This window comes from Streptomyces sp. F63 (genome assembly GCF_018070345.1).
Classification (GTDB): Bacteria; Actinomycetota; Actinomycetes; order Streptomycetales; family Streptomycetaceae; genus Streptomyces.
The window spans coordinates 49,502-69,284 of sequence record NZ_JAGPXX010000033.1; the positions used below are offsets into that span (position 1 = coordinate 49,502).

The 19,783-nt window shown below is 71.6% G+C and carries 18 protein-coding genes; 6 read left to right on the plus strand and 12 right to left on the minus strand.

The window, feature by feature from the left end:
- Positions 1-20 precede the first annotated feature (20 nt).
- The 4 genes from KBZ10_RS24795 to KBZ10_RS24810 form a co-directional block, all read right to left on the minus strand.
- Positions 21-2,453 carry an FtsX-like permease family protein gene (locus KBZ10_RS24795; protein ID WP_247702928.1) on the minus strand — a complete coding sequence of 811 codons (2,433 nt, stop codon included), beginning with the start codon at positions 2,451-2,453 and terminating at the stop codon, positions 21-23.
- Complete coding sequence (locus KBZ10_RS24800) at positions 2,450-3,190, minus strand: ABC transporter ATP-binding protein (protein ID WP_210989944.1); 741 nt, start codon at positions 3,188-3,190, stop codon at positions 2,450-2,452. Before KBZ10_RS24800 ends, KBZ10_RS24795 begins: the two co-directional genes overlap by 4 nt.
- Positions 3,187-3,711: a PadR family transcriptional regulator gene (locus tag KBZ10_RS24805; RefSeq protein ID WP_210989945.1), complete on the minus strand. Its 525-nt coding sequence runs from the start codon at positions 3,709-3,711 to the stop codon at positions 3,187-3,189. The genes KBZ10_RS24800 and KBZ10_RS24805 overlap by 4 nt, the downstream gene beginning before the upstream one ends.
- A 108-nt stretch (positions 3,712-3,819) precedes the next feature.
- Positions 3,820-4,440, minus strand: coding sequence for a Uma2 family endonuclease (locus KBZ10_RS24810; RefSeq protein WP_247702929.1), 621 nt, complete (start codon positions 4,438-4,440; stop codon positions 3,820-3,822).
- 178 nt (positions 4,441-4,618) lie between these two features.
- On the opposite strand from KBZ10_RS24810, the gene KBZ10_RS24815 reads away from it, so the two are divergent.
- Positions 4,619-4,819, plus strand: a complete 201-nt coding sequence (locus tag KBZ10_RS24815; protein WP_043465276.1) for a hypothetical protein — start codon at positions 4,619-4,621, stop codon at positions 4,817-4,819.
- Between the two features lie 33 nt (positions 4,820-4,852).
- On the opposite strand, the gene KBZ10_RS24820 is transcribed toward KBZ10_RS24815, so the two are convergent.
- Both KBZ10_RS24820 and KBZ10_RS24825 read right to left on the minus strand, forming a co-directional pair.
- Positions 4,853-5,068, minus strand: coding sequence for a DUF397 domain-containing protein (locus KBZ10_RS24820; RefSeq protein WP_210989947.1), 216 nt, complete (start codon positions 5,066-5,068; stop codon positions 4,853-4,855).
- On the minus strand, positions 5,065-5,877 hold the full coding sequence (locus KBZ10_RS24825) for a helix-turn-helix transcriptional regulator (protein WP_210989948.1): 813 nt from the start codon (positions 5,875-5,877) through the stop codon (positions 5,065-5,067). The genes KBZ10_RS24820 and KBZ10_RS24825 overlap by 4 nt, the downstream gene beginning before the upstream one ends.
- A gap of 157 nt (positions 5,878-6,034) precedes the next feature.
- On the opposite strand from KBZ10_RS24825, the gene KBZ10_RS24830 reads away from it, so the two are divergent.
- The 4 genes from KBZ10_RS24830 to KBZ10_RS24845 all read left to right on the plus strand — a co-directional run bounded on the left by KBZ10_RS24830 (position 6,035) and on the right by KBZ10_RS24845 (position 9,572).
- Positions 6,035-6,451 (plus strand): hypothetical protein, encoded by a 417-nt coding sequence (locus KBZ10_RS24830; protein ID WP_210989970.1) that lies wholly within the window; start codon positions 6,035-6,037, stop codon positions 6,449-6,451.
- A 112-nt stretch (positions 6,452-6,563) separates the two neighbouring features.
- Complete coding sequence (locus KBZ10_RS24835) at positions 6,564-7,688, plus strand: AAA family ATPase (protein ID WP_210989949.1); 1,125 nt, start codon at positions 6,564-6,566, stop codon at positions 7,686-7,688.
- Positions 7,689-7,823: 135 nt separating this feature from the next.
- Positions 7,824-8,648, plus strand: coding sequence for an HNH endonuclease signature motif containing protein (locus KBZ10_RS24840; RefSeq protein WP_210989950.1), 825 nt, complete (start codon positions 7,824-7,826; stop codon positions 8,646-8,648).
- 579 nt (positions 8,649-9,227) lie between these two features.
- Complete coding sequence (locus KBZ10_RS24845) at positions 9,228-9,572, plus strand: hypothetical protein (protein WP_210989951.1); 345 nt, start codon at positions 9,228-9,230, stop codon at positions 9,570-9,572.
- A gap of 206 nt (positions 9,573-9,778) precedes the next feature.
- Here the strand turns inward: KBZ10_RS24845 and KBZ10_RS24850 are convergent, their stop codons facing one another.
- The 4 genes from KBZ10_RS24850 to KBZ10_RS24865 form a co-directional block, all read right to left on the minus strand.
- A complete protein-coding gene (locus tag KBZ10_RS24850) occupies positions 9,779-11,221 on the minus strand; it encodes a VanZ family protein (RefSeq protein ID WP_374223413.1) in 1,443 nt (480 codons plus the stop codon).
- A 79-nt stretch (positions 11,222-11,300) separates the two neighbouring features.
- Entirely contained in the window at positions 11,301-11,741 is a 441-nt protein-coding gene (locus KBZ10_RS24855) for a hypothetical protein (RefSeq protein WP_210989953.1), read from the minus strand.
- 505 nt (positions 11,742-12,246) lie between these two features.
- Positions 12,247-12,522 carry a hypothetical protein gene (locus KBZ10_RS24860; RefSeq protein ID WP_210989968.1) on the minus strand — a complete coding sequence of 92 codons (276 nt, stop codon included), beginning with the start codon at positions 12,520-12,522 and terminating at the stop codon, positions 12,247-12,249.
- Between the two features lie 251 nt (positions 12,523-12,773).
- On the minus strand, positions 12,774-13,676 hold the full coding sequence (locus tag KBZ10_RS24865) for an SPFH domain-containing protein (protein ID WP_247702947.1): 903 nt from the start codon (positions 13,674-13,676) through the stop codon (positions 12,774-12,776).
- 313 nt (positions 13,677-13,989) lie between these two features.
- Between KBZ10_RS24865 and KBZ10_RS24870 the strand changes: the two genes are divergently transcribed.
- Entirely contained in the window at positions 13,990-16,242 is a 2,253-nt protein-coding gene (locus tag KBZ10_RS24870; RefSeq protein WP_210989955.1) for a transglycosylase domain-containing protein, read from the plus strand.
- 123 nt (positions 16,243-16,365) lie between these two features.
- Here the strand turns inward: KBZ10_RS24870 and KBZ10_RS24875 are convergent, their stop codons facing one another.
- Both KBZ10_RS24875 and KBZ10_RS24880 read right to left on the minus strand, forming a co-directional pair.
- The gene (locus KBZ10_RS24875; RefSeq protein WP_247702948.1) at positions 16,366-18,465 is read right to left on the minus strand and encodes an ATP-binding SpoIIE family protein phosphatase; all 2,100 of its coding nucleotides are present in this window, start codon (positions 18,463-18,465) and stop codon (positions 16,366-16,368) included.
- Between the two features lie 476 nt (positions 18,466-18,941).
- Positions 18,942-19,649, minus strand: coding sequence for a class I SAM-dependent methyltransferase (locus KBZ10_RS24880; RefSeq protein ID WP_210989957.1), 708 nt, complete (start codon positions 19,647-19,649; stop codon positions 18,942-18,944).
- Positions 19,650-19,783 lie beyond the last annotated feature (134 nt).

Consider the following 19,783-nt stretch of genomic DNA (forward strand, 5'->3'; position numbering starts at 1 on the left):
CCGGCGGGCCACTCCCGACGCTACTCCGTGCGGAGCCCGTCCGGGCGCATCATGCGCCACAGCGGCGGCAGGCTCAGCAGGGTGACCAGCAGCACCAGCCCCGCGCCGACGCCCGTCATCAGGCCCAGGCTCGCCCAGTCCACGGACACCGGCGTGTTGACCATCTTCAGCAGCACGGCCCCCAGCCCCACACCTCCGGCGGCGGCGAGCGCCAGCCCGAGCGCCACCGGCACCGCCGTCTGCCACAGCACCGACCAGGCGAGGGTCCGGCGCCGGGTGCCGAAGGCCACGAGCACGGACAGCAGCCGGCGCCGTTCCCGGAGCTGCTCCAGGGTGGAGACGACCATGCTCGCGCCGATGAGCAGCAGCGTGGCGGTCGCTCCGGCGAACAGCGCGCGGCTGATGGCGGTGAAGCGTTCGCCCTGCTGAGTGCTGTGGAGGGTGTACGCGTCGGCCAGCGGGGCCAGTCCGGCCGCGGTGTTGCGGACATGGTCGGCCGCGTCCGGCTCGCGCGGGTCCAGCCGCAGCTCGGCCACGACGTCCGGGGCCTGGAGCCTGCCCGCGTCGAGGGCGGCCGGCGTGGCGAAGACACCGAACTGCGGACCACCGATCACGGTCTCGCGGAGCGGGACCGTCCTCGCCGTCTCGGGCACCGTCCACAGCACCGGATCGTCGGTCGGCCCCCCGTCCTCGCCCGTGCGGAGGTCGAGCGTGGTGCCGGGCCCGGCGAACTGCTCATACGCACCACCGACCGGGGTGACGAAGGTGTCACCGTCCTCGCAGCGCCCGCCGATCGCGACCAGCTCGCGCAGCGCGGCACAGTCGGCGACGGTGAGCCTGGTGAACCCCGGTTCCTCGCCCTTCCCCACGGCGGACTTGGGCTCGGTGACGTGCTCCTGGACGTAGCCGACCACTCCGGTGACGCCCTCGGTGGCCCGGAACCGCTCGGTGAACTCCCGGACCAGGCCGCCCTCCCGGGCGCTGACGGAGACGTACATCTGGGCCCGGCCGGGGTCCTGCCCCGTCTCCTCAGTGTTCTGCGCCTCCGCGCTGGCGAACAGCATCTGGATCGCGATGGCGCCGGCCACGGCCACCGTGATCCCGCTGACCGCGCGGGCCGCCGTGCCGCTGCTGAGCTGGAGCCTGCGGACCGCGAGCTGCCAGGGGACGGAGCCGCCCGACAGCCGGTTCACCACCGACTCGACCAGCCACGGCAGCAGCCCGGCGACCCCGGTGAGCACGAGCACCGTGCCCCCGGCGACCTGGTACGTCTCACCGTCGCCGCTGCCGGGGCCGTCCCCGGTCCAGCCGCCCACCATGGGCAGCAGCAGGGCGAGGCCCAGGCCGGGCAGCAGCAGCCGCCACCACAGCCGGCGGCGGCGCGGGACGGCGCTGCGCACCACCCCCAGCGGTTCGATGACGACCCCGCGCAGCACCAGAAGGGTCACCACGACCGCGGACGCGGGGACGGCCAGCACGATGAGGGCGGCCAGCAGCGGTGACGGCCGGAGGTCGGAGGAGAAGGTGCTGATGTCGAACAGCACCACCGACTCGATCGACGCCCGCACCAGCAGGAACAGCACGCCACCCACCGCGAGCCCCAGCAGGGCGCCGGCCATGGCCTCCCCGGCGGCGATCCGCCGGACCATCCGGCCGTCCGCGCCGACCAGCCGCAGCGCGGCCAGCCGCCGGTCGCGCCGCTCGCCGCCGAAGCGCACCGCCGTCCCGATGAAGATCATGACGGGGAGCAGCAGCACCACGCAGATGATGATGACGAGCAGCAGGAGTTCGGCGGGAAGGGGCTCGCTCTCGATCGGGCTGTAGCCGAAGCGGTCGAGGTGGTAGGTGTGCCCGGAGGCGAAGTCCTCCTCCGTGGCACCCGCGTAGTAGATCAGCTCGCTCGGGCCGACCAGCCCCGCCCGGCCGATCGTCTCGGTGATCCGGTAGTCCAGGCGTTCCCGCAGCAGCTCGCCGTCCGGGGAGTCCAGCAGCTCGCGGAGGGCAGGGGAGACCGCCATCTCGCCGGGGGCGGGGAGTGCGGAGAGGCCGGGCGGTACCGGCGGCTCGTCCCCGTCCGCTCGTACCAGCAGGCCGTTGATGCCGTCGCCGCGGTACTCGGTGTTGGCCTGGCCGACCTCGACGGTGCCGGGGCCGGGCGCCACCTCCTGACCGAAGTTGGAGGCGGAGCGTTCGGTGCCCCGCGCGTCACGGTTGGCCATGACCTCCGGTACGGAGGCCGCGGCGAGGAGCAGGGCGGCGCCGAGGCCGACGCCGACGGCGGTGAGCACCGCGCGGACCCAGCCCTCGCGCCCGCCTGTGAAGGCGAACCGGACGCCCATGAGCAGATCGGCCGCCCAGCGGGCCGGCGCGGAGCGGGAATCCGTGGCGGGCGGGGGAGGGGCGGCGGTCTCCCGCTCCGCGCGTATGCCGGTGTCGGTGTCGGTGCTGGTCATACCGCACCCGCCATGTCCCGTGCGACGCCGTCGCGGACGACGACCTCGCGGTCGGAGTAGGCCGCCACCCGCGCCTCGTGGGTGACGAGGACGACGGCGGCGTTGGTGGAGCGGGCGGCCTCGGTGAGGAGCTGCATGACGCGCTCACCGTTGAGGGAGTCCAGGGCGCCGGTCGGCTCGTCGGCGAAGAGCACGCGCGGGCCGCTCACCAGCGCGCGGGCGACGGCGACCCGCTGCCCCTGGCCGCCGGAGACCTCGCCGGGCCGCTTGCCCCGGACATCGCTCACCTCCAGCCGGTCCATCCAGGCCGCGGCGCGGGACTCGGCCTCCTTGCGGCCCGTGCCGGTGAGCCGGAGCGGCAGGGCGACGTTCTCGACGCAGGTCAGCTCCGGCACGAGCTGCCCGAACTGGAACACGAACCCGAACTCGCCGCGTCGCAGCGCGCTCCGCTCGGCGTCCGTCATGGCCGACATGTTCCGGCCCTGGTAGAGCACCCGGCCGGAGTCGGGGGTGACGATCCCGGCGAGGCAGTGCAGCAGCGTGGACTTGCCGGAGCCCGAGGGACCCATGACGGCGACGATCTCGCCGGGCCGGATGGCGAAGGAGGCCCCGTCGAGGGCGGGGGTGGTGCCGTAGGTCTTGTGCAGGTCCTCAGCGGCCAGTAAGGCGCCGGCCCGGCCGGACGCCGGGTGCGGCGCGGAGGTGGTGGCGGCAGTGGGGGCGGGTTCGGGCTTCATGAACGGACCTCCGAGGCGAGGGCGTCGAGCCGGGCGGCGGTCAGTTCCAGCCAGCGCAGATCGGCTTCGAGATGGAAGAGGGCGTGGTCGCAGATGAGCTGGTCGGCGAGGTCGCCGCTCGTCTTGCGCCGGGTCAGCTCGCGCATCAGCCGCAGATGCTCCGACCGCTGCCGGTCGAGGAGTTCGGTGGCGTCGCGGTGGGTCAGCAGCGCGAGGACGACCTTGGTGTAGAGGGTCGACTGGAGATACGGCTCCGGCTTCTCGGGCGAGGCGAGCCACCGCTCGACATCGGTGATCCCGGCGTCGGTGATGGCGTACCGCTTCCGCTCGGGCCCGCCGCCGGGCTCGATGCCGTCGACCTCCACGAGGCCGTTCTTCAGCAGCCGCGACATGGTCGCGTAGACCTGGCCGTAGTGCAGCGGCCGGTCGTGGCCGAAGCGTTCGTCGAAGGCGCGCTTGAGGTCGTAACCATGGCGCGGCCCGGACTCCAGCAGCCCGAGCAGAGTGTGACCGATGGACATGCGGAGCACTGTACACCAGGTGTATACACGGAGTGTATACGTCAAGGGTGCGTTGACGTTCTCGCAGGTCAGGGCATCAACTCTGCTGTCGGGTAGCCGGGTTGATGCTTACGGTGTACCGGCGGACCGGGTGTCCCACACGGGTCCGAGGGCGCTGTCGGCGGAAAGGCGGACCGGCGCGCCGACGGCCGCAGGGAGCGCGAACGACTCGCCGGGCCGGTACGTCGCACGCTCCCGGTACCGCCCGCCGCGTGGCCCGGTGAGCACGTGCACCCGCCGCTCCCCGCGGTCGGCGATCACGTACACCGGGATGCCGGCGGTCGCGTACGCGGTCGTCTTCCGGTGCTCGTTGCCGTAGTTGTGCGAGGTGACTTCGAGCGCCAGCCGGAAGATGGAGGGGGCGTAGCAGTTGTACGCGACCAGGTGGTCGTTGTAGTCGCCGTCGATGACGGACAGATCGGGCACCGCGAAGTCGGACGGCCCGCCGGGGAGCCACAGGCCGACCCGCTGCACCACGCACGTCCGCCGGTCGTGCAGCCGGATGAGCTCAAGCGTGAGATCGGTCAGCGCCTCGGCGTGTGCCGCGTCCGGCAGAGGCGTCACGGTGATCTCACCGTCGAGGATCTCGACGCGGCACCCGGGCAGCCGCTGGGAGATCCACTCCGCCTCATCGAGCAGAGCCGTACGGAAGCGATCTCCGGGCTCGCCCACCGGTGTGCGGTCGGACAAGGAGGCTCCTGCTGATCCGAAGGGCCGGGAAGCCACCATTCTGGTTGCCGCGTCCGGCAGTTGAACCAGGACGGCGCCATCTCACCCGATGGGGTGAGCAACCCTGGGCCGGCTCGCTGCTGGCCGAATTCCCCGGGCCGGGAGATGCTGTGCCCCGACCGGAAGGGGAGGGCTCACCATGGCGAAGGTGACGGTAACGCTCGACGCGGATCTCGTGATCGAGGTGATGCTGCTGTCGGGCACGAAGAACCCGCAGGACGCGGTGGAGCTGATCGTCCGGGACTATCTCGCCCGGGGCCGCCGCACCGAGGCCCGCACCGGCGGCGCGGAGGACCCGAACCGGGTCCGGGAAGCGGAGCCGCCCCGGCAGGAGGGCTGAGCGGAACGGTCGGCGGGTTGACCGGCCGCCGCGTCAGGAGAGGCGGCCCGTCCTGATGCCGGTGACAAAGGCGGTCCAAGCGGTGGCCGGGAAAGTCAGAGCGGGGCCTTGCGGGTTCTTGCTGTCACGGACTGGGACGGTGTCTGCGAGGCCATCGGCGACTTCGAGGCACTCACCGCCGTTGCCGCTGCTGTGGCTGCTCTTGCGCCACGTCAGGCTGGAGAGGTCCCGTGGAACGGTCGTCGTCATGGGCTCAGTTCCTTCATGGCAGCGGTGATCAGCTCTACGGACGCGCTGGGCGACAGGGCGACGGCCCTGAGCAGATCATAGGAGCGCACGGCCGCGTTGACGTCACCCGGATCGGCCAGAAGTTGGCCGCGGGAGAAGCCGTCCTCGTGTACGACATCTGCGCCTTCAGCGAAGGAAAGTACGGTGAACGGCCCAAAACCCGCGTGTGCGCCCGCAGCGTACGGCACGACCTGGATGACGTTCCGTGGCCGCTCAGCCGCTTCCAGAAGCCTGCTCAACTGCGCGTGCATCACGGCTGGACTGCCGATCACCCGGCGCAGCACGGTCTCATCGAGGATGAGCCACAGCTGAGGTGGTGTCTCGCGGTTGAGAACACGCTGCCGCTCAAGCCGTGCGGTGAGTAGATCCTCAACGCAGTCCGGGCGACCCGCAGCCAGCACGGCCCTCGCATAGTCCTCCGTCTGCAGGAGTCCGTGCACGAACTGGACCTGGAACGAGCGGATGACTGTGGCGGCACGCTCCAGTTCCACATACGGCCGGAACCACGACGGATACGCGTGCTTGATGACCAGCGGCCAGAGCCGCGCGAAGTGCCCGCCCGAGCCCAGCACCTGGTCGAACTGCTCCGCCAGGTCCTGTGACGGCACCCGGCAGGCCGACTCGATCTTGCACAGCAGCGACGGGGTGATATAAGCCCGCCTGGCCAGCTCCTTCTGGGGGACCCCTGCCTCCAGGCGCACGCGCCGCAACTCCGAGGCGAAGAAGGCCAGGACGGAAGACGTCGGGTCGAGTTCGTCGGCAGCGGACATCGGTGCAGGTCCTCCCCTCTTGACGGCCCGGGCCGTCAACCATCAGCCCTGGTCACGCTAGCCGCGCACCGCGACGATGGGAGCACGGAACGTCACGGCTCACTCGAAGGAAGTGCGGCCGGCGAAGCAACGCACAGACGGGCGAAGGCACATGGGAATGACGGGCGCGGAAAGCCAGGGGCGCCGAGGCGGGCACGGACCGGTCCCGAAGTGGCGTCCGGACCCCTGGGAGGAGGCGGAGGACGCGGCGCAGGCGCTCGCCGAAGCCCTCGACGCGGCCGGGCTGACACTGCCGTCGCTCGGCGTCGACCAATGGCCGGTCATCACCGGCCGCCCGCTGGTCGAACTGGGCCGGGCCCGCCCGGACGTGGTGACGGAACTGGCCGAACTGGTCACCAGGGGGACTCGCTCGGCGGTCCCCGGGCGACCGGCCGAGCGGGCGGATCTGCTCACCCGTCCCGGCGACAGTGCACCCGGCGAAACCGAGCACGGCGGGCCGGTCCTGCTCAGCCCCGACGATCTCCTGACCGTCGAAGAGAACGACATGGACGCCGGCCGTGCGGCGGAGGGCTGACCGCACGACCGTGACGCCACCGCGCGGACATGCTCCCGAACGCTCGCCCGTGGACGCGGACTTCGCCCGCCCAGGGCCTAACCTGGCCCGGTCGGTGAGGCGGGAGGCCGCGATGTACGTGTCCAGGCTGCGAGTTGACGGTGTCCGCGGCTTTCAGGGCCAACGCCGGGTCGATCTGGACTTGATGCGCCCGGACGGAAGTCACGCGGGCTGGACCGTGCTCGCGGGCCGCAACGGCTCCGGCAAGACCACACTGCTGCGCGCCCTGGCGATGGCGTTTCTCAACGAGAAGCACGAGTCCTTGACAGGCGGTCCGGAGGCTTGGTCGGCGTCGTCATCGCGGAGTGACCCCCTGATCGCGGTGGACATGGTGGCCGAGGGCTTCCACACGACCTGTCGCATCGGGGCCGGGCAGTCGACGGGCGAACCCGCTCTGAGCTGGTCCTACGAGCTGCACACCCCGATCACACCGTCCTCGGTCCCCCGTGACTTCTGCGCCGGCTACGGACCGCACCGGCGTCTCACGGGCGGCACGGTCGACGTGCCCGCATCCGCGATGCCCGCCCAGAGCGTGGCCACGCTCTTCCAGGAGGGCGCGGCGCTGGGGGAGAGCGTCGCCTGGCTGATCCAGCAGCACCTCAGGCGTCTCGAAGGCCGTTCGGACGCCCAGGAGTTGATCGACGCGGTCTTCGCCCTGCTCGGAGACGGTCTGCTGCCGGACGGATACCGCGTCGTACGGGTGGATTCCGAAGGACTGTGGGTGCGCCGGGGCGGCCGGGAGTTCCCGCTCCGGGAGATGAGCGACGGATACCGCACGGTCACCGCTGTCGTGGTGGACCTGCTGCGGCACCTCCAGCTCCGCTACGGCGAACTGCCGCTGGACACCTCCGGCGATGCCCCGGCCGTCCCGCTCTCGGGGGTCGTCCTCATCGACGAGGTGGACGCGCATCTCCATGTGAGCTGGCAGAAGCGGATCGGCGGCTGGCTCACGGCGCACTTCCCCCGGATCCAGTTCATCGTCACCACCCACAGCCCGTACATCTCCCAGTCGGCCGACCCCGGCGGGCTCATCCGGCTGGCCGGCCCGGACGAGCAGGAGCCACCGCGCACGGTGGGCGACGACCTCTACCGGAGGGTCGTATACGGCAGCGGTGACGACGCCGTGCTCTCCGATCTGTTCGGGCTGGACAGCCCGTACTCGGAACGGGCCGAGGAACTGCGCCGCAAAGTTCGGTGACCTGGAGGGACCGGTCCTCTCCGGGGAGGCGACGCCCGAGCAGGTCGAGGAGTACCGGCAGCTCAGCGAGATCCTGACGAGCTCGGCCGCCGCCCGTGTGGACGAGGTGTCGGCCCGGCTCGCGAGGCGTTGCGGATGATCCCGCTCAGGCGGCCGCCCCTGGACGGTGAGTTACGCGACCGCCTGTCGCGCCGCGCCGCCGCGCTGAGAGACCGGGCGGCCGGAGCCGCCGAGGCGCGGCAGGAGTGGCGCCGGGCCCGTGCGGTGCGCGGCTCGCTGCTGGAACTGCTGGAAACCACCGCTCCCGGGATCACCCGGTGCATGTACTGCGGTGACAGCGAGGGGACAGCCATCGACCACTTCGAACCGCCCGCCCGTGCCTCGCTGCGTGCCTTCGACTGGCTCAACCATCTCCTCGCCTGCTCGCACTGCAACAGCAATGAGAAACGCGACCGCTACCCGTGCGGACCCGACGGTTCCTGCCTGCTGGTGGACCCCTGCCGTGAGGACCCGGCCGATCACCTCCGGCTGATCCTGCCGACCGGCGAGTACCGTCCGCGCACGGAGAAAGGCGCCGAGACGATTCGCACGTTCGGGCTGGACCGGGAGGTGCTGAAGCGGGGCAGGGCTCATGCCTACGTCCGCTGCAAGTCCATGCTCCGTGATTACGGCGGACTGTGCCGGAGCGGCGAGAGGTCCGAGGCGGAGGACGTGGTCCGGGCGCTGCGGGTGCATCCGTTCGCGGACGTGCTGTACGCGATGGTCCGGGTCATGCACGAGCCCGGGGCGCCCCTCGTGATGGGGGCGCAGGTGGTCGCGGCACTCCAGAACCTTGTGGACGGCGCGGCCTTCCCGTACCGCGTCACCATCCCGGAGGCCCGGCCAGGCGGCGTCCCCACGGCCGAGAGAGCTGCGGCACCACCGCTCGGTTCCGGAGGTACTGAGAGAGGCCCCGGCTGAAACCGGCCCGGAGAGGTGAGCTCAGGGGCAATGGAGCACGGTGGGGAGTGAGCTCCGCCTTGGTGGAGTGCGCTGCGAATGCAATGAGTTGGGATGCGCGTTGCGGCCTGGTGCTGGAGCGGAACTGGCTACGACGCGGAGGGCAGATGCAGACCGGCAGGTCGGCCGTTGGCCGTTGGAGACTGGTCGTCGGGGGTGTCTTCGTGGTGGGGGTCTATGTCGTCTGCCGTCCGCTGCCGGCTCCCTTTGACCTCATCATTTCGGTGGTGGTCGGCGTGGGCCTCGGCAGTGCGATCGGGGCGCAGCGGAAGGGACGATGAGGAACCGCTTCACGAGGTGCGGTGAACGCGAGCGGGACCACTGGGGGACTGCCGATGTGTGACGTTGCCGTGCGTCCGCAGAGCCGCAGTGGATCCGGTGATCGTCAGGAGAGCCGGCGAGGTTTCGACGGCAGAACGGGGAAATGGGGGAACGGTGCCGGACCAAGCACTGCGGGTCGTTGAGGCCGAAGAGGTGCCGCGCGTGCCGTGGGCGGTTCGATTCCGGCTCCGGATGGCTCGGAGACGGGGCAGGACGGGCGTGCTGCTGCACGCCGCGATCCGGAGTCCTTCCCGCAAGTGGTGCGTTGTGGTGGTCGAGTTGGCCGGTGAGTCGCTGGCTTCCGCGGACCGGACGTCGAAGCGTCCCACGTTCGCACAACTGCCGCCAGGACACTACGCCTTGCGGTTTCGCGTCGTCCGTGCGCGGCTGAGCACCGTTTTCGAGAAGACCTTTCGCCTTGAGCGGGGAGACGTCCTGCTGGCGTCGTGCGAACCGGTCCAGCCCAACGTCTTCTACCGGCGGAGCCCTCGCTGTGACACCTGGACCATGTTCGTGATCAAGCACCCTGAGCCCGGCCCGGAAGGGCCGCGCCGCATCGGTTGACCACGGTTCTTCGCGGTCGGAGCTTCGCGGGAGGAACGGCCGGGCGCAGCCCGCCCGCCCCTTCCGTCAGCCCGGGCCGGTGTCCGGAGTCGGCGCAGGGCCGCCGTCCCCCGTGCCGGACCTCGGTGGGTGCCCCCATCTCGGGATCGGGCGGCGCGTCTTCGGGAGGCGGCCGGCGTCGGCGAGGGCGCGGGTCACTCTCGCTGTCACGGGGCCTCGGGGGCGACCCCCGGCCCGTTCTCTTCCGGAGGGACGTCGGACACGGTGCCGGAGGGAGGCTCCAACTCCTCGGCCTGCTGCTGTTCCTGTGGTTTCCCGGTGACGGCGTCCATGACCACGGGGGCCGGGGTCAGCTTCGGGTCAGCGGACTCGAACGCGCAGATCCAGTTGACGCCCCAGGTGCCGTTCCTGTCGACTGCGCGCAGGGCGCACTCCGGGACGCGGACGTGCTCCGCAGAGTCCGGTCGCTCGATGGTCCGCAGCGCGATGGCGGAGGCCGCCTTGCGGGTAATGGCTGGCTTGGGCAGGTTCTTGGGATCCTCGATGTGGTGGACGAGTAACTGGGAGACGCGTCCTGCGGTATTGATCTGCACATCCAGGCGCATGGGCATCAGGATCTTGTCCTCGTTGAGCCTGCGCCAGCTGACGATCCAGCCCAGCTCGCCCCGGTCCCCGACGGCAACGGACTGCACTTCGGAGTTCCGCAGCCCCCAGGGGTAGCGTGGCTCCGCGTAACGGCGGGCGATCTCCAGCGCTTCCTGCTCGTCTTCCGGAGGCCGACTGACACCTTCGACGGGGAAGCTGTCCTCGGTGGTGACGCTGGAGTTCTCCAGGGTCGCGGTGAAGCGCGAGGCGTCGGGCCAGCTGAGTTCGGCACCGCCCTGATCGAGAGTGATCAGCAGGGAGTCGGTACGGCCCTCGAATCCTGTTTGTAGTTGAACGGCGCTGATCTCAACGTGGTCGTCGAATGCCCGTTTCAAGGCCTCCTCGGCCGCCGTACGTTCCTTGGCGCCGGTCAGCTGAAGACTGGTGGCGTCCACGTTGATCGGCGTGATGAACGCCGTCCACGTTACGGCGGCCGCTGCGAGGGCTGCTGTGCTGACCAGTGCCGTCGGCTTGGCGGCCGTGCCGGCGGGAGGCAACTCGCGGCCACGGATTCGCAGGAACCACCAGGTGAGCATGGCTGCGAAGATGGCGCCGAGAGCGTTCATCTGAAGATCGCTGCTGTCACAGCCGCGGCTGACACCCGGAAGCATGGTTTGCAGTAGTTCAGTGGCCAGTGACAGTCCGATACCTCCGGCCAGCACCGGCAGAAGCCGACGGAGGGCCAGGACACCGAAGACTCCGATCGGCATGAAGAGGGCGGCGTTGAGAAGGCCCTGCTCGGTGGCGAAGGGTTCGGCGAAATTGCGGTTGATCACGCAGCGCCCGGTGCCTGCCGCCCCGTCACCGCTGGGGAGGAACAGAGTCAGAGCCACTTCGGCGGTGATGGAGGCACTCAGACCGGCCCAGGACCACGCTCGTGCATCGAAGCGTCGCGCGAGGATGAAGGAGATCGCGGCGGCCAACAGAACGGCCAAGCAGGCAGAGATGACGAAGACCATGCGGTCTTGGAAGATCGCGGAGAACACGGGAGGTGACGAACCCATCGGTTAAGGGGACACGACAAGAACCGGGAACCGGTCCGGTCCCACCTGAAGCAGGCGTGACCGGACCGTCCGCGGGTGCTCAGCGGTCGCAGTTGGCCAGCGGGGTCTGGAAGGTCTGCTGACCCTTAACCTGCATCTTGCCGATCGTGGAGTTGCAGTAGGCGACACCACTCCAACTGCCGGTCTTCTTCTGTCCGGAGAGGATCGTGTAGTAGCCGGTCCACTTGGAGCCGGCGCCATCGTAGCCGAGGCGGGCGCTGATGCGGCCTCCGCTGTCCTTGGAGTACCAAGTGCTGGCCACGTCGTTGGTGTACTTGCGGTGGAAGAGGACACCGCTGCTCAGGCTGGTGCAAACATAAGCCCTGTCGATGCTGCCGCTGGACGGGCAGCTGGTCTGAACGCCCACCTCGCCGGCGGGAGCGCGGGTCTCGGCATGAGCGGTGGTCGTGGCGCCGAGTGCCGCGATGGCAAAGCCGGTTGCCGCGGCTAAGCGAGCTGTGTTGCTGAAGGCCTTGTTCATTCCTGTCACCTCCGGTGCGGTCACAGCCTTGTGGGCTGTGACAGGGATGGGAGAGAGCAGGCGGAGGGCACACGTGTAGTCGGCCGAAGCCCCCCCTACCTCGAACGACGCTGACGCAACGCCCGGTTGGTGACCGGGCGGTTGATCAACAGGGATCAAGGTACGTTCTCCGAATGCGCACGTTCAAGGCGTGTCGATCTTGCGGAGTGGGTGACAAACGCCACGTGTGGTCGAGGTTTGCTGCAAACTGTCCATATCAAGCCGTGAAGGCGAGCGGGATAAGCCATCGGTCCATGCGATCAGGGCCACGAGTGAGCTTCCACGGCCGTGATGGCACCGCCGACCTGGTGACTGTCCAAGAGGACGACGCTGCCTGGACCATGCTCGTGATCAAGCCCCCTGGGGCCGGCTCGGAGGGGCCGCGTCGCATCGGTTGACCTCAGCGGCTCTGCGGTCGGAGCCCCGCAGGGGGGCGTGGCCGGGTGCAGCCCACCCGCCCAATCCGTCAGCCCGGGCCGGTGGGTGCCGGATCGCCGTCCCCCGTACCCGACTTCGGTGGCCGGCCCCGCTTCGGGATGGGGCGGACCGTTTTCGGGAGGCGGCCCGCGTCGGAGAGGGCGCGGCGGAGGAGGAACTCGATCTGCGCGTTGGTGGAGCGCAGTTCGGCCGCGGCCCAGGCGGCGAGGGCGTCGTGCACGGCCGGGTCGAGCCGCAGCAGCACCTGCTTGCGCTGCTGCCGCGGCCGGCGCCCGGCCGGGCCCGGGGGGCCTGTGGAGCCGATGCCGGGAGCGGGGTTCGATTCGCTGGTGGGGGCTGACACGGAGGCGGTGTCCCGGTCGGGGGCGGTGTCCGGCGCGGGGGTTTCCGCTCCCGGGGTGCTGCCCGCCCCCGGGGTGGTGTCCGTCCGGGAAGCGGTGCCCCGCCCCGGGCCGGTGGCCGGCCCGGGGGAGGCGGCGGGTTCGGCGGGGCCGGGCCCGGGAGGGGGCTGCGGATCGGGTTCGGCCCGGTCGGCGGTCTCGTCCCGGTCAGGGGTCACTGGTACAGGCCGCCCGTGTTGAGGACCGGCTGCGGGGAGCGGTCGCCGCACAGGACCACCATCAGATTGCTGACCATGGCCGCCCGCCGTTCGTCGTCCAGTTCGACGATGCCCTGCTCGCTGATCCGGTTGAGCGCCGCCTCGACCATGCCGACCGCGCCGTCCACGATCTGCCGCCGCGCCGCCACGACCGCGCCCGCCTGCTGCCGCTGGAGCATGGCCGAGGCGATCTCCGGGGCGTACGCGAGGTGCGTGAAGCGGGACTCGATGATGCGGACGCCCGCGGCCTGGACCCGGGCGGAGAGCTCAACCGCCAGCTTCTCGGTGATCTCTTCGGCGTTTCCCCGGAGCGACAGCGCCTCCTCGTCGTAGGCGTCGTACGGGTACTCGATGGCGATGTGCCGGACGGCGGCCTCGGTCTGGGTGGAGACGAACTCCAGGAAGTCGTCCACCTCGAAGACCGCCTGCGCGGTGTCCTCGACCTTCCAGACGACGACCGCGGCCAGCTCGACCGGGTTGCCGTAGGCGTCGTTGACCTTGAGGACGGCCGTCTCGTGGTTGCGGACCCGGGTGGAGATCTTCTGGCGGCTGGTGAGCGGGTTGACCCAGCGCAGGCCGTCGGTGCGGATCGTGCCGGTGTAGCGGCCGAAGAGCTGGACGACGCGGGCCTCGCCGGGGGCGACCATGTTGAGCCCGGCCATGGCGAAGATCGAGCCGAGGAAGAGCAGCACCCCGAGGATGATCAGGGTGACCGCGGTCCCGGTCGAGCCGTCGTTCCCGGCCCCGGAGCCCAGGACGACCAGACCTGCGCCCGCGAGCAGCCCGATCAGGCCGAGGAGCAGGGCCAGGCCGCCGCCGATGCTGTTGGCGGCGAACTCCGTGACCCGCGGCTTCGGCATCTCCGGCAGGTCGCCGCCGTCGGCGGTCCCGTTCGCGGCTGCCGCCGCGGCGGCGCGGTCGTGCGTGGTGGTGGGTGGAGTCTTCGGCATGGCGGGTCCCCGTCTCGTTCGGGCGGTGCTCGATCGGCGTTCGATCGGCGATGTTCTATCTAAGTGATATCACTATTTTCGACGCAGGGCGAGGCCCGGTGGTTCCCCTCCCGACGGGTGCTGATTCTCACGGCACCGGAGCCGAGAACTCCGGGGCGTCCCGTGCGTATAGGGTGTTAGCTTTTGTCGTTTCCCGGGGGCATTGAGGACTGGAGCTCGGATCATGGGACGCGCGGACTACCGACGGGCCCAGCAGCAGTGGGCCCGTGAAGAACGGGGCGGGTTCATACGCCGGCTCTTCACACTGAAGAGGGTGCTGGGCACGTTCGTGCTGCTCGGAGCACTCGCAGTGGGCTCCTTCTTCGTGCTCTACCTGCTCGTCGACGTGCCCGAGGGCGGCAACCCGGAGGCGACGGCGCAGAGCAACGCCTTCACCTTCAGTGACGGCGCGCTCATCGCGCGCGAGGGCGACTTCAACCGCGAGCTGGTGCCGATCAGCCGGGTCCCCAAGGGCACCCAGTACGCCTTCGTCGCCGCCGAGAACAAGACCTTCTACCAGGACCCCGGCGTCGACGTGAAGGGCCTCACCCGCGCCCTGGTCTCCACCGCGATGGGGCGGAAGCAGGGCGGCTCGACCATCACCCAGCAGTATGTGAAGAACTACTTCCTCAGCCAGGAGCAGACGGTCACCCGCAAGGCCAGGGAGCTGATCATCGCGCTCAAGGTCGACCGGCAGCAGTCCAAGGACGAGATACTGGCCGGCTACATGAACACCAGCTACTTCGGGCGCGGCGCGTACGGCGTCCAGGCCGCGGCCAAGGCGTACTACGACACCGACGTCGAGGACCTCACCGTCGAGCAGAGCGCCTACCTTGCCGCGCTGCTCCAGGCACCCAGCCAGTACGACCTGGCGGTGGCCGGTCCGAAAGCCCGGCAACTGGTGACCGACCGCTGGCACTTCGTCCTCGACAACATGGTCGAGATGAAGTGGCTCAGCCCCGCCGAGCGGCGGGACATGACCTTCCCCGAGCCGGGGCAGCCCGAGCCCAACCCGGGGCTGGGCGGTCAGGCCGGCTACTTCGTCGAGGCGGCGAAGGCCGAGCTGATCGCCGCGGGCGTGGACGAGCAGGAGCTCGCCGCCCGCGGCTGGACCATCGAACTCAACATCGACAAGAAGAAGCAGCGCGACCTGGAGAAGGCCGTCAAGGGGGCCCTGCTGGACGATCTCGACCCGGAGCAACGGGAGGTCGACGCCCAGGCCCAGCCCGGCGCCGTCTCGGTGGACCCGGAGACGGGGGCGGTGGTCGCCATGTACGGCGGCCGGAACTACGTCGAGCACTTCATCAACAACGCCACCCGCCGGGACTACCAGCCCGCCTCCACCTTCAAGCCCGTCGTCCTCGCCACCGCGTTCGAGAAGGCCGCCAGCACCCAGGACGGGCAGCCGATCACGCCGAACACCGTGTACGACGGCACCAGCGAGCGGCCCGTCGAGGGCAGTGACACCCCCTTCGCCCCGCCCAACCAGGGCGACGTCGACTACGGCCCGATCACCGTCCAGCAGGCCATGAACAACTCGGTCAACTCCGTCTTCGCGCAGATGGCCGTGGACGCCGGGCTGGAACGGACCAAACAGATGGGTATCCAGCTCGGCATGAAGGGCGACGCCAGCGGCTTCGACGTCAAGCCCGCCATGTCCCTCGGCGTCATGGGCGCCAGCCCGCTGGACATGGCCGCCGTCTACGCCACCCTCGCCAACCACGGCGAGCAGGTGAAGCCCCGGCTGGTGAAGTCCGCCAAGCGCGGCGACCGCGTGGTGGAGCTGCCCGACGCGATCGGCGAGCAGATGATCGAACGGCAGACCGCCGACACCGTCACCTCCGTGCTGCGGGGCGTCGTCAACGACGGCACGGCCAAGGGCATCCGCTCCAACACGCTCAACTTCGCGGGCAAGACCGGCACCTCCGACGACAACAAGTCGGCCTGGTTCGCCGGTTACACCCCCGACCTGGTCACCACCGTCGGCCTCTTCGGCGAGGGCGAGGGCGGCAAGCAGGTCTCCCTGCGGGGCACGGGCGGCGGAGGGCGCGTCAACGGCGGCGGCTACCCGGCCCAGGTCTGGGCCGAGTACAACCGGCTCGCCCTGAGCGGCAAGCCCGCGGCCCAGTTCGACCTGGACGTCATGGAGGCACCCGAGCCGAGCATCCCGCCCAGCCCCTCGGAGAGCGTGAGCGAGGCGCCGGAGTCGCCCGAGCCGCCGGAGCCCACCGAGCCCGGCCCGCCGGAGACCGTCACCCCGCCGCCGGCCGGCACGCTGCCGCCGCCCGCCACGTCCACACCGCCGGGGGACCGGCCGCCGGGGGACACGGCGCCGCCCTCCGCGTCCACCCTGCCCGTCCCGCCGGGCGACGGAACGGGCGACGGCGGTGCCCGCAACGCCGCCGGGACGGACACCGGGCCGGGGGACGGCACGTAGAAGGCCCGTTGGGTGCGGCGCGCCGACTGCACGGCCCTGCGGCGGTCGGCCGCCGAGCCCGACCGTCACCGGTCCGCCGGCGGCTCCCGGGGCCGGGAGTCCGCTCCGGCACGGCGGGCTCCGCTAACCCCCGTTCGTGAAGGGCAGTTCGAACCAGACGACCTTGCCCGTGCTCAGCCGGGTCGCGCCCCACCGCCGTGCCACCTTGTTGACCAGGTACAGGCCGCGGCCGCCCTCGTCCGAAGGCCGCGCCTGACGGAGCCTCGGCAGTTGCGGCACGTCGTCACCGACCTCGCAGCGCAGGACGTCGGTCCGCAGCAGCCGCAGCGTGACGGGGCGTTCGGCGTACCGGACGGCGTTCGTCACCACCTCGCTGACCAGGAGCTCCACGGAGTCCGTGAGATCCTCCAGCCCCCACCGCGCCAGCGCCCGCCGGGCCAGCCGGCGCGCCTTGCTCGGCGCCCGCTCCTGCGGATCGAGGAACCAGTACGCCACATCGCTCGGGGGTATGCCGTCGAACCGGGCCGCGAGCAGGGCGATGTCGTCGTCCCGGTCGCCCGGGCCGAGCATGTCCAGCACCTCGTCGCAGAGCGGCTCCAGCGGCGGCGGATGGTCCGGGCCGGTCAGCCGCGCCGTCGCCACCAGCTTCTCGCGGAGCTGCTCGATGCCCGTCCACACGTCGCTCAGCCGGGACTCCACCAGGCCGTCGGTGTAGAGCAGCAGCGTCGCCCCGGCGGGCGCGTCCAGCTCCACCGCCTCGAAGTCCACTCCGCCCACGCCGATCGGCGCGCCCGGCGGAACGCGCAGCACCTCGGCCCGGCCGCCGAGATGGAGCAGCACCGGCGGCGGATGGCCCGCGTTGGCGACGACGATCCGGTGCGCGACCGGGTCGTACACCGCGTAGAGGCAGGTCGCCATCCGGTCGCTGCCCAGCCGCTGCGCCTGCTCGTCGAGGTGGTGCAGCACCTCCTGCGGCGGCAGGTCGAGCTGGGCCAGCGTCTGCGCCGTCGTGCGGAGCTGACCCATGATCGCGGCCGAGGTCATGGAGTGGCCCATGACGTCGCCGACGACCAGGGCGACGCGGCTGCCGGGCAGCGGGATCGCGTCGTACCAGTCGCCACCGACCCGGGCCGTCTCCGCGGCCGGGAGATAGCGGCTGGCGAGCCGGACGCCGGTGGGCTGGGGGAGCGAGTCGGGGAGCATGGAGCGCTGCAGGGCGTCGGCGATGTACGCCTCGCGCCCGTACAGCACGGCCTTGTCCACCCCGAGCGCCGTGTGCGTCGCCAGCTGGGCGGCGACCAGCAGATCGTCGGCCTCGAACGCGGGCCGGTCGGTGAGCCGCAGGAACACCGCCGCGCCGATCACCCGGCGGCGCCCGCGCAGCGGCGCGAGGACGGCCCGCCGGCCGGCCGGGACCGGATAGTCCGGGCCCAGCAGTTCCGGGACGGCGTCCAGGGCCCCCTCGGAGTCGCCGAACACCGGGCGGACGCCGCGCAGCACCTCGGCCAGCGGCCCGCCCGGTGCCACTTCCGCGAGCTTCACGGCCGTCGGCGGCATGGGGCCGGCCACGGTCCCGGACGGGTGCGCGGGGTCCTGCCCCGCCGTGTCCCGCGGGTGCAGGGCGCGCTGCTCGCGGTCCGTGCGCTCCGTGCGCTCCGTGCGCTCCGTGCGCTCCGTGTATTCGCCGGCCGCGGCCGGCCCCCGCTCCGTACCGGAGGCCGTCATGCCGCCGGTGCCGCCGCCGCGCCCGGGCGGCAGCCGGTCGGTCCGGCGCAGCCGCAGCACGAACGGGTCGACGGGCCGCTCGTCACCGACCGGCAGCGGATCGCGCAGATAGACGAGGATGACGTCGGCGAAGGTCGGCACGGTGGCCCGGCACAGGCCGAGCACGATCTCGTCGAGGTCGATACCGCGCGCGATCCGGCGGGTGGCGGCACCGATGAACCGCAGCCGGTCACCGTCCCGCTGGTGCCGGGCGGCCAGCTCGGCCGCGGTCAGCACGACGCCGCCGTCTCCGCCCGGGCCGTCAGGAGCCGCGTCCGCTCGCTCATGGGTCTCCGTACGCTGGGCCGGCGGCTGGGGCTGTGCCGCGGTCTCGGGACCCGTGCCGGCCGGGCGGCGGGCCCGGCCGCGGGGCCGGCCCCGCCGGGCCGCGGCCGCGGCGGCCTCGCGATCGGCGGAGCTGGAGTCCTGCGGCAGATCGCCCTTGCGGGTCGCGGCCATGCCGACGGCCACGGCGGCACCGCGCGGGCGTCCGGCGCGGGCCGCGTTCGCCGTGGCGTCCCGGCCCTCCTCGTGGCCCGTACGGGCCGCCGGGGTGCCGCGCGCACGTCCGCCCTGGCGTGCCACCGCGGTCCGCGGGTCCTCCGGTGTGCCGGCGGCCCGCCGCGGGGCCGGGCGCGCACCGCGCACCCCGGCGTCATCGGGGTCCCCCTCGGCGGGGGGCGGTTCCGGGTCGCCGTCCGTGCCGTCGCCGCGCGGGCGGGGCCGGGAACGCCGAGCGGCGGCTGACGCGCCGTCGCGGTCGCCCGCGCGGCCGGCCGCCGGGCGGGGCCGGCCCGCGGGATCCTGACCCGGGGCAGCGGCGTTCGCCGGGGCGTGCCCGGGCTGGGCGGCGGCCTGTCGGCCGTCCTTGGAGGTCGGGTACTCCGTCACGCGTGGGGTTCCATCCGTCCGGGGCCGGCGTCGGGCGCCAGTGTTCAGGCGCTCCGTCGGCAGTGCAGGAAGAGCTGGATCTCGGGGGGTACTTCGGTGCTGGCCGGCGCGTACGCGTACGAGTCCTCCCCGGCGATCTCGAAACCCGCTGCGCGGACGACCTGCCGCAACTCGTCCCGTAGATAACCCGATACCCGGATCGGGCTGCCCAGGAACGGAATCACCGCGTCGTCCACATCGGCTTCGACCATCGACAGCACCAGCGGGCCGCCGGGCCGCAGCAGGCCGTGCAGCATGCGCAGGGCGTGCGGGATCTCGGCGCGCGGCAGCATCAACAGGGAGAAGAAGGCGGCGGCGCCGTCGAACAGGCCGAGGTGCCCGGGGCGGCCCGGGCCGAGATCGGCCAGATCGAGCTGGTGGAACTCGGCCGCGGGCACGTTCTCGCGGCAGAGCGCCACCATGGTGGCCGACAGGTCCACGCCCACCACCCGGTGCCCGGCGTCCGCGAGCTGGGCCGCCGTCGGCACGCCGGTGCCGCAGCCGACGTCCAGCACCCGGGAGCCCGGCGGCAGCTCCCCGGCCAGCCAGGCGCCGGCCGCGATCTGGCCCTCCCGGTGCGGGAAGGCCTCGGTGTAACGGGTGGCGATGGCGTCGAACGCCTCCGCCTGCCCGGAGCGGTCGATGGCGGACCGGTCGTAGCCCTCGTAGCCGTCGGCAGCCGCCGGCGCGTCCTGCCGGCCGTCTCCGGTCATGTGTCGTCCCCTCCGTGGCTCGTGTGACTGACGGTCATATCCCCTCCGATTGAGTGGAGTTGAGACCGCGAATCGCCAGGAGGCGATCCTACGTTTCCTGCATGGGGGGTGCTACAAGAGGATCACGCCCCATC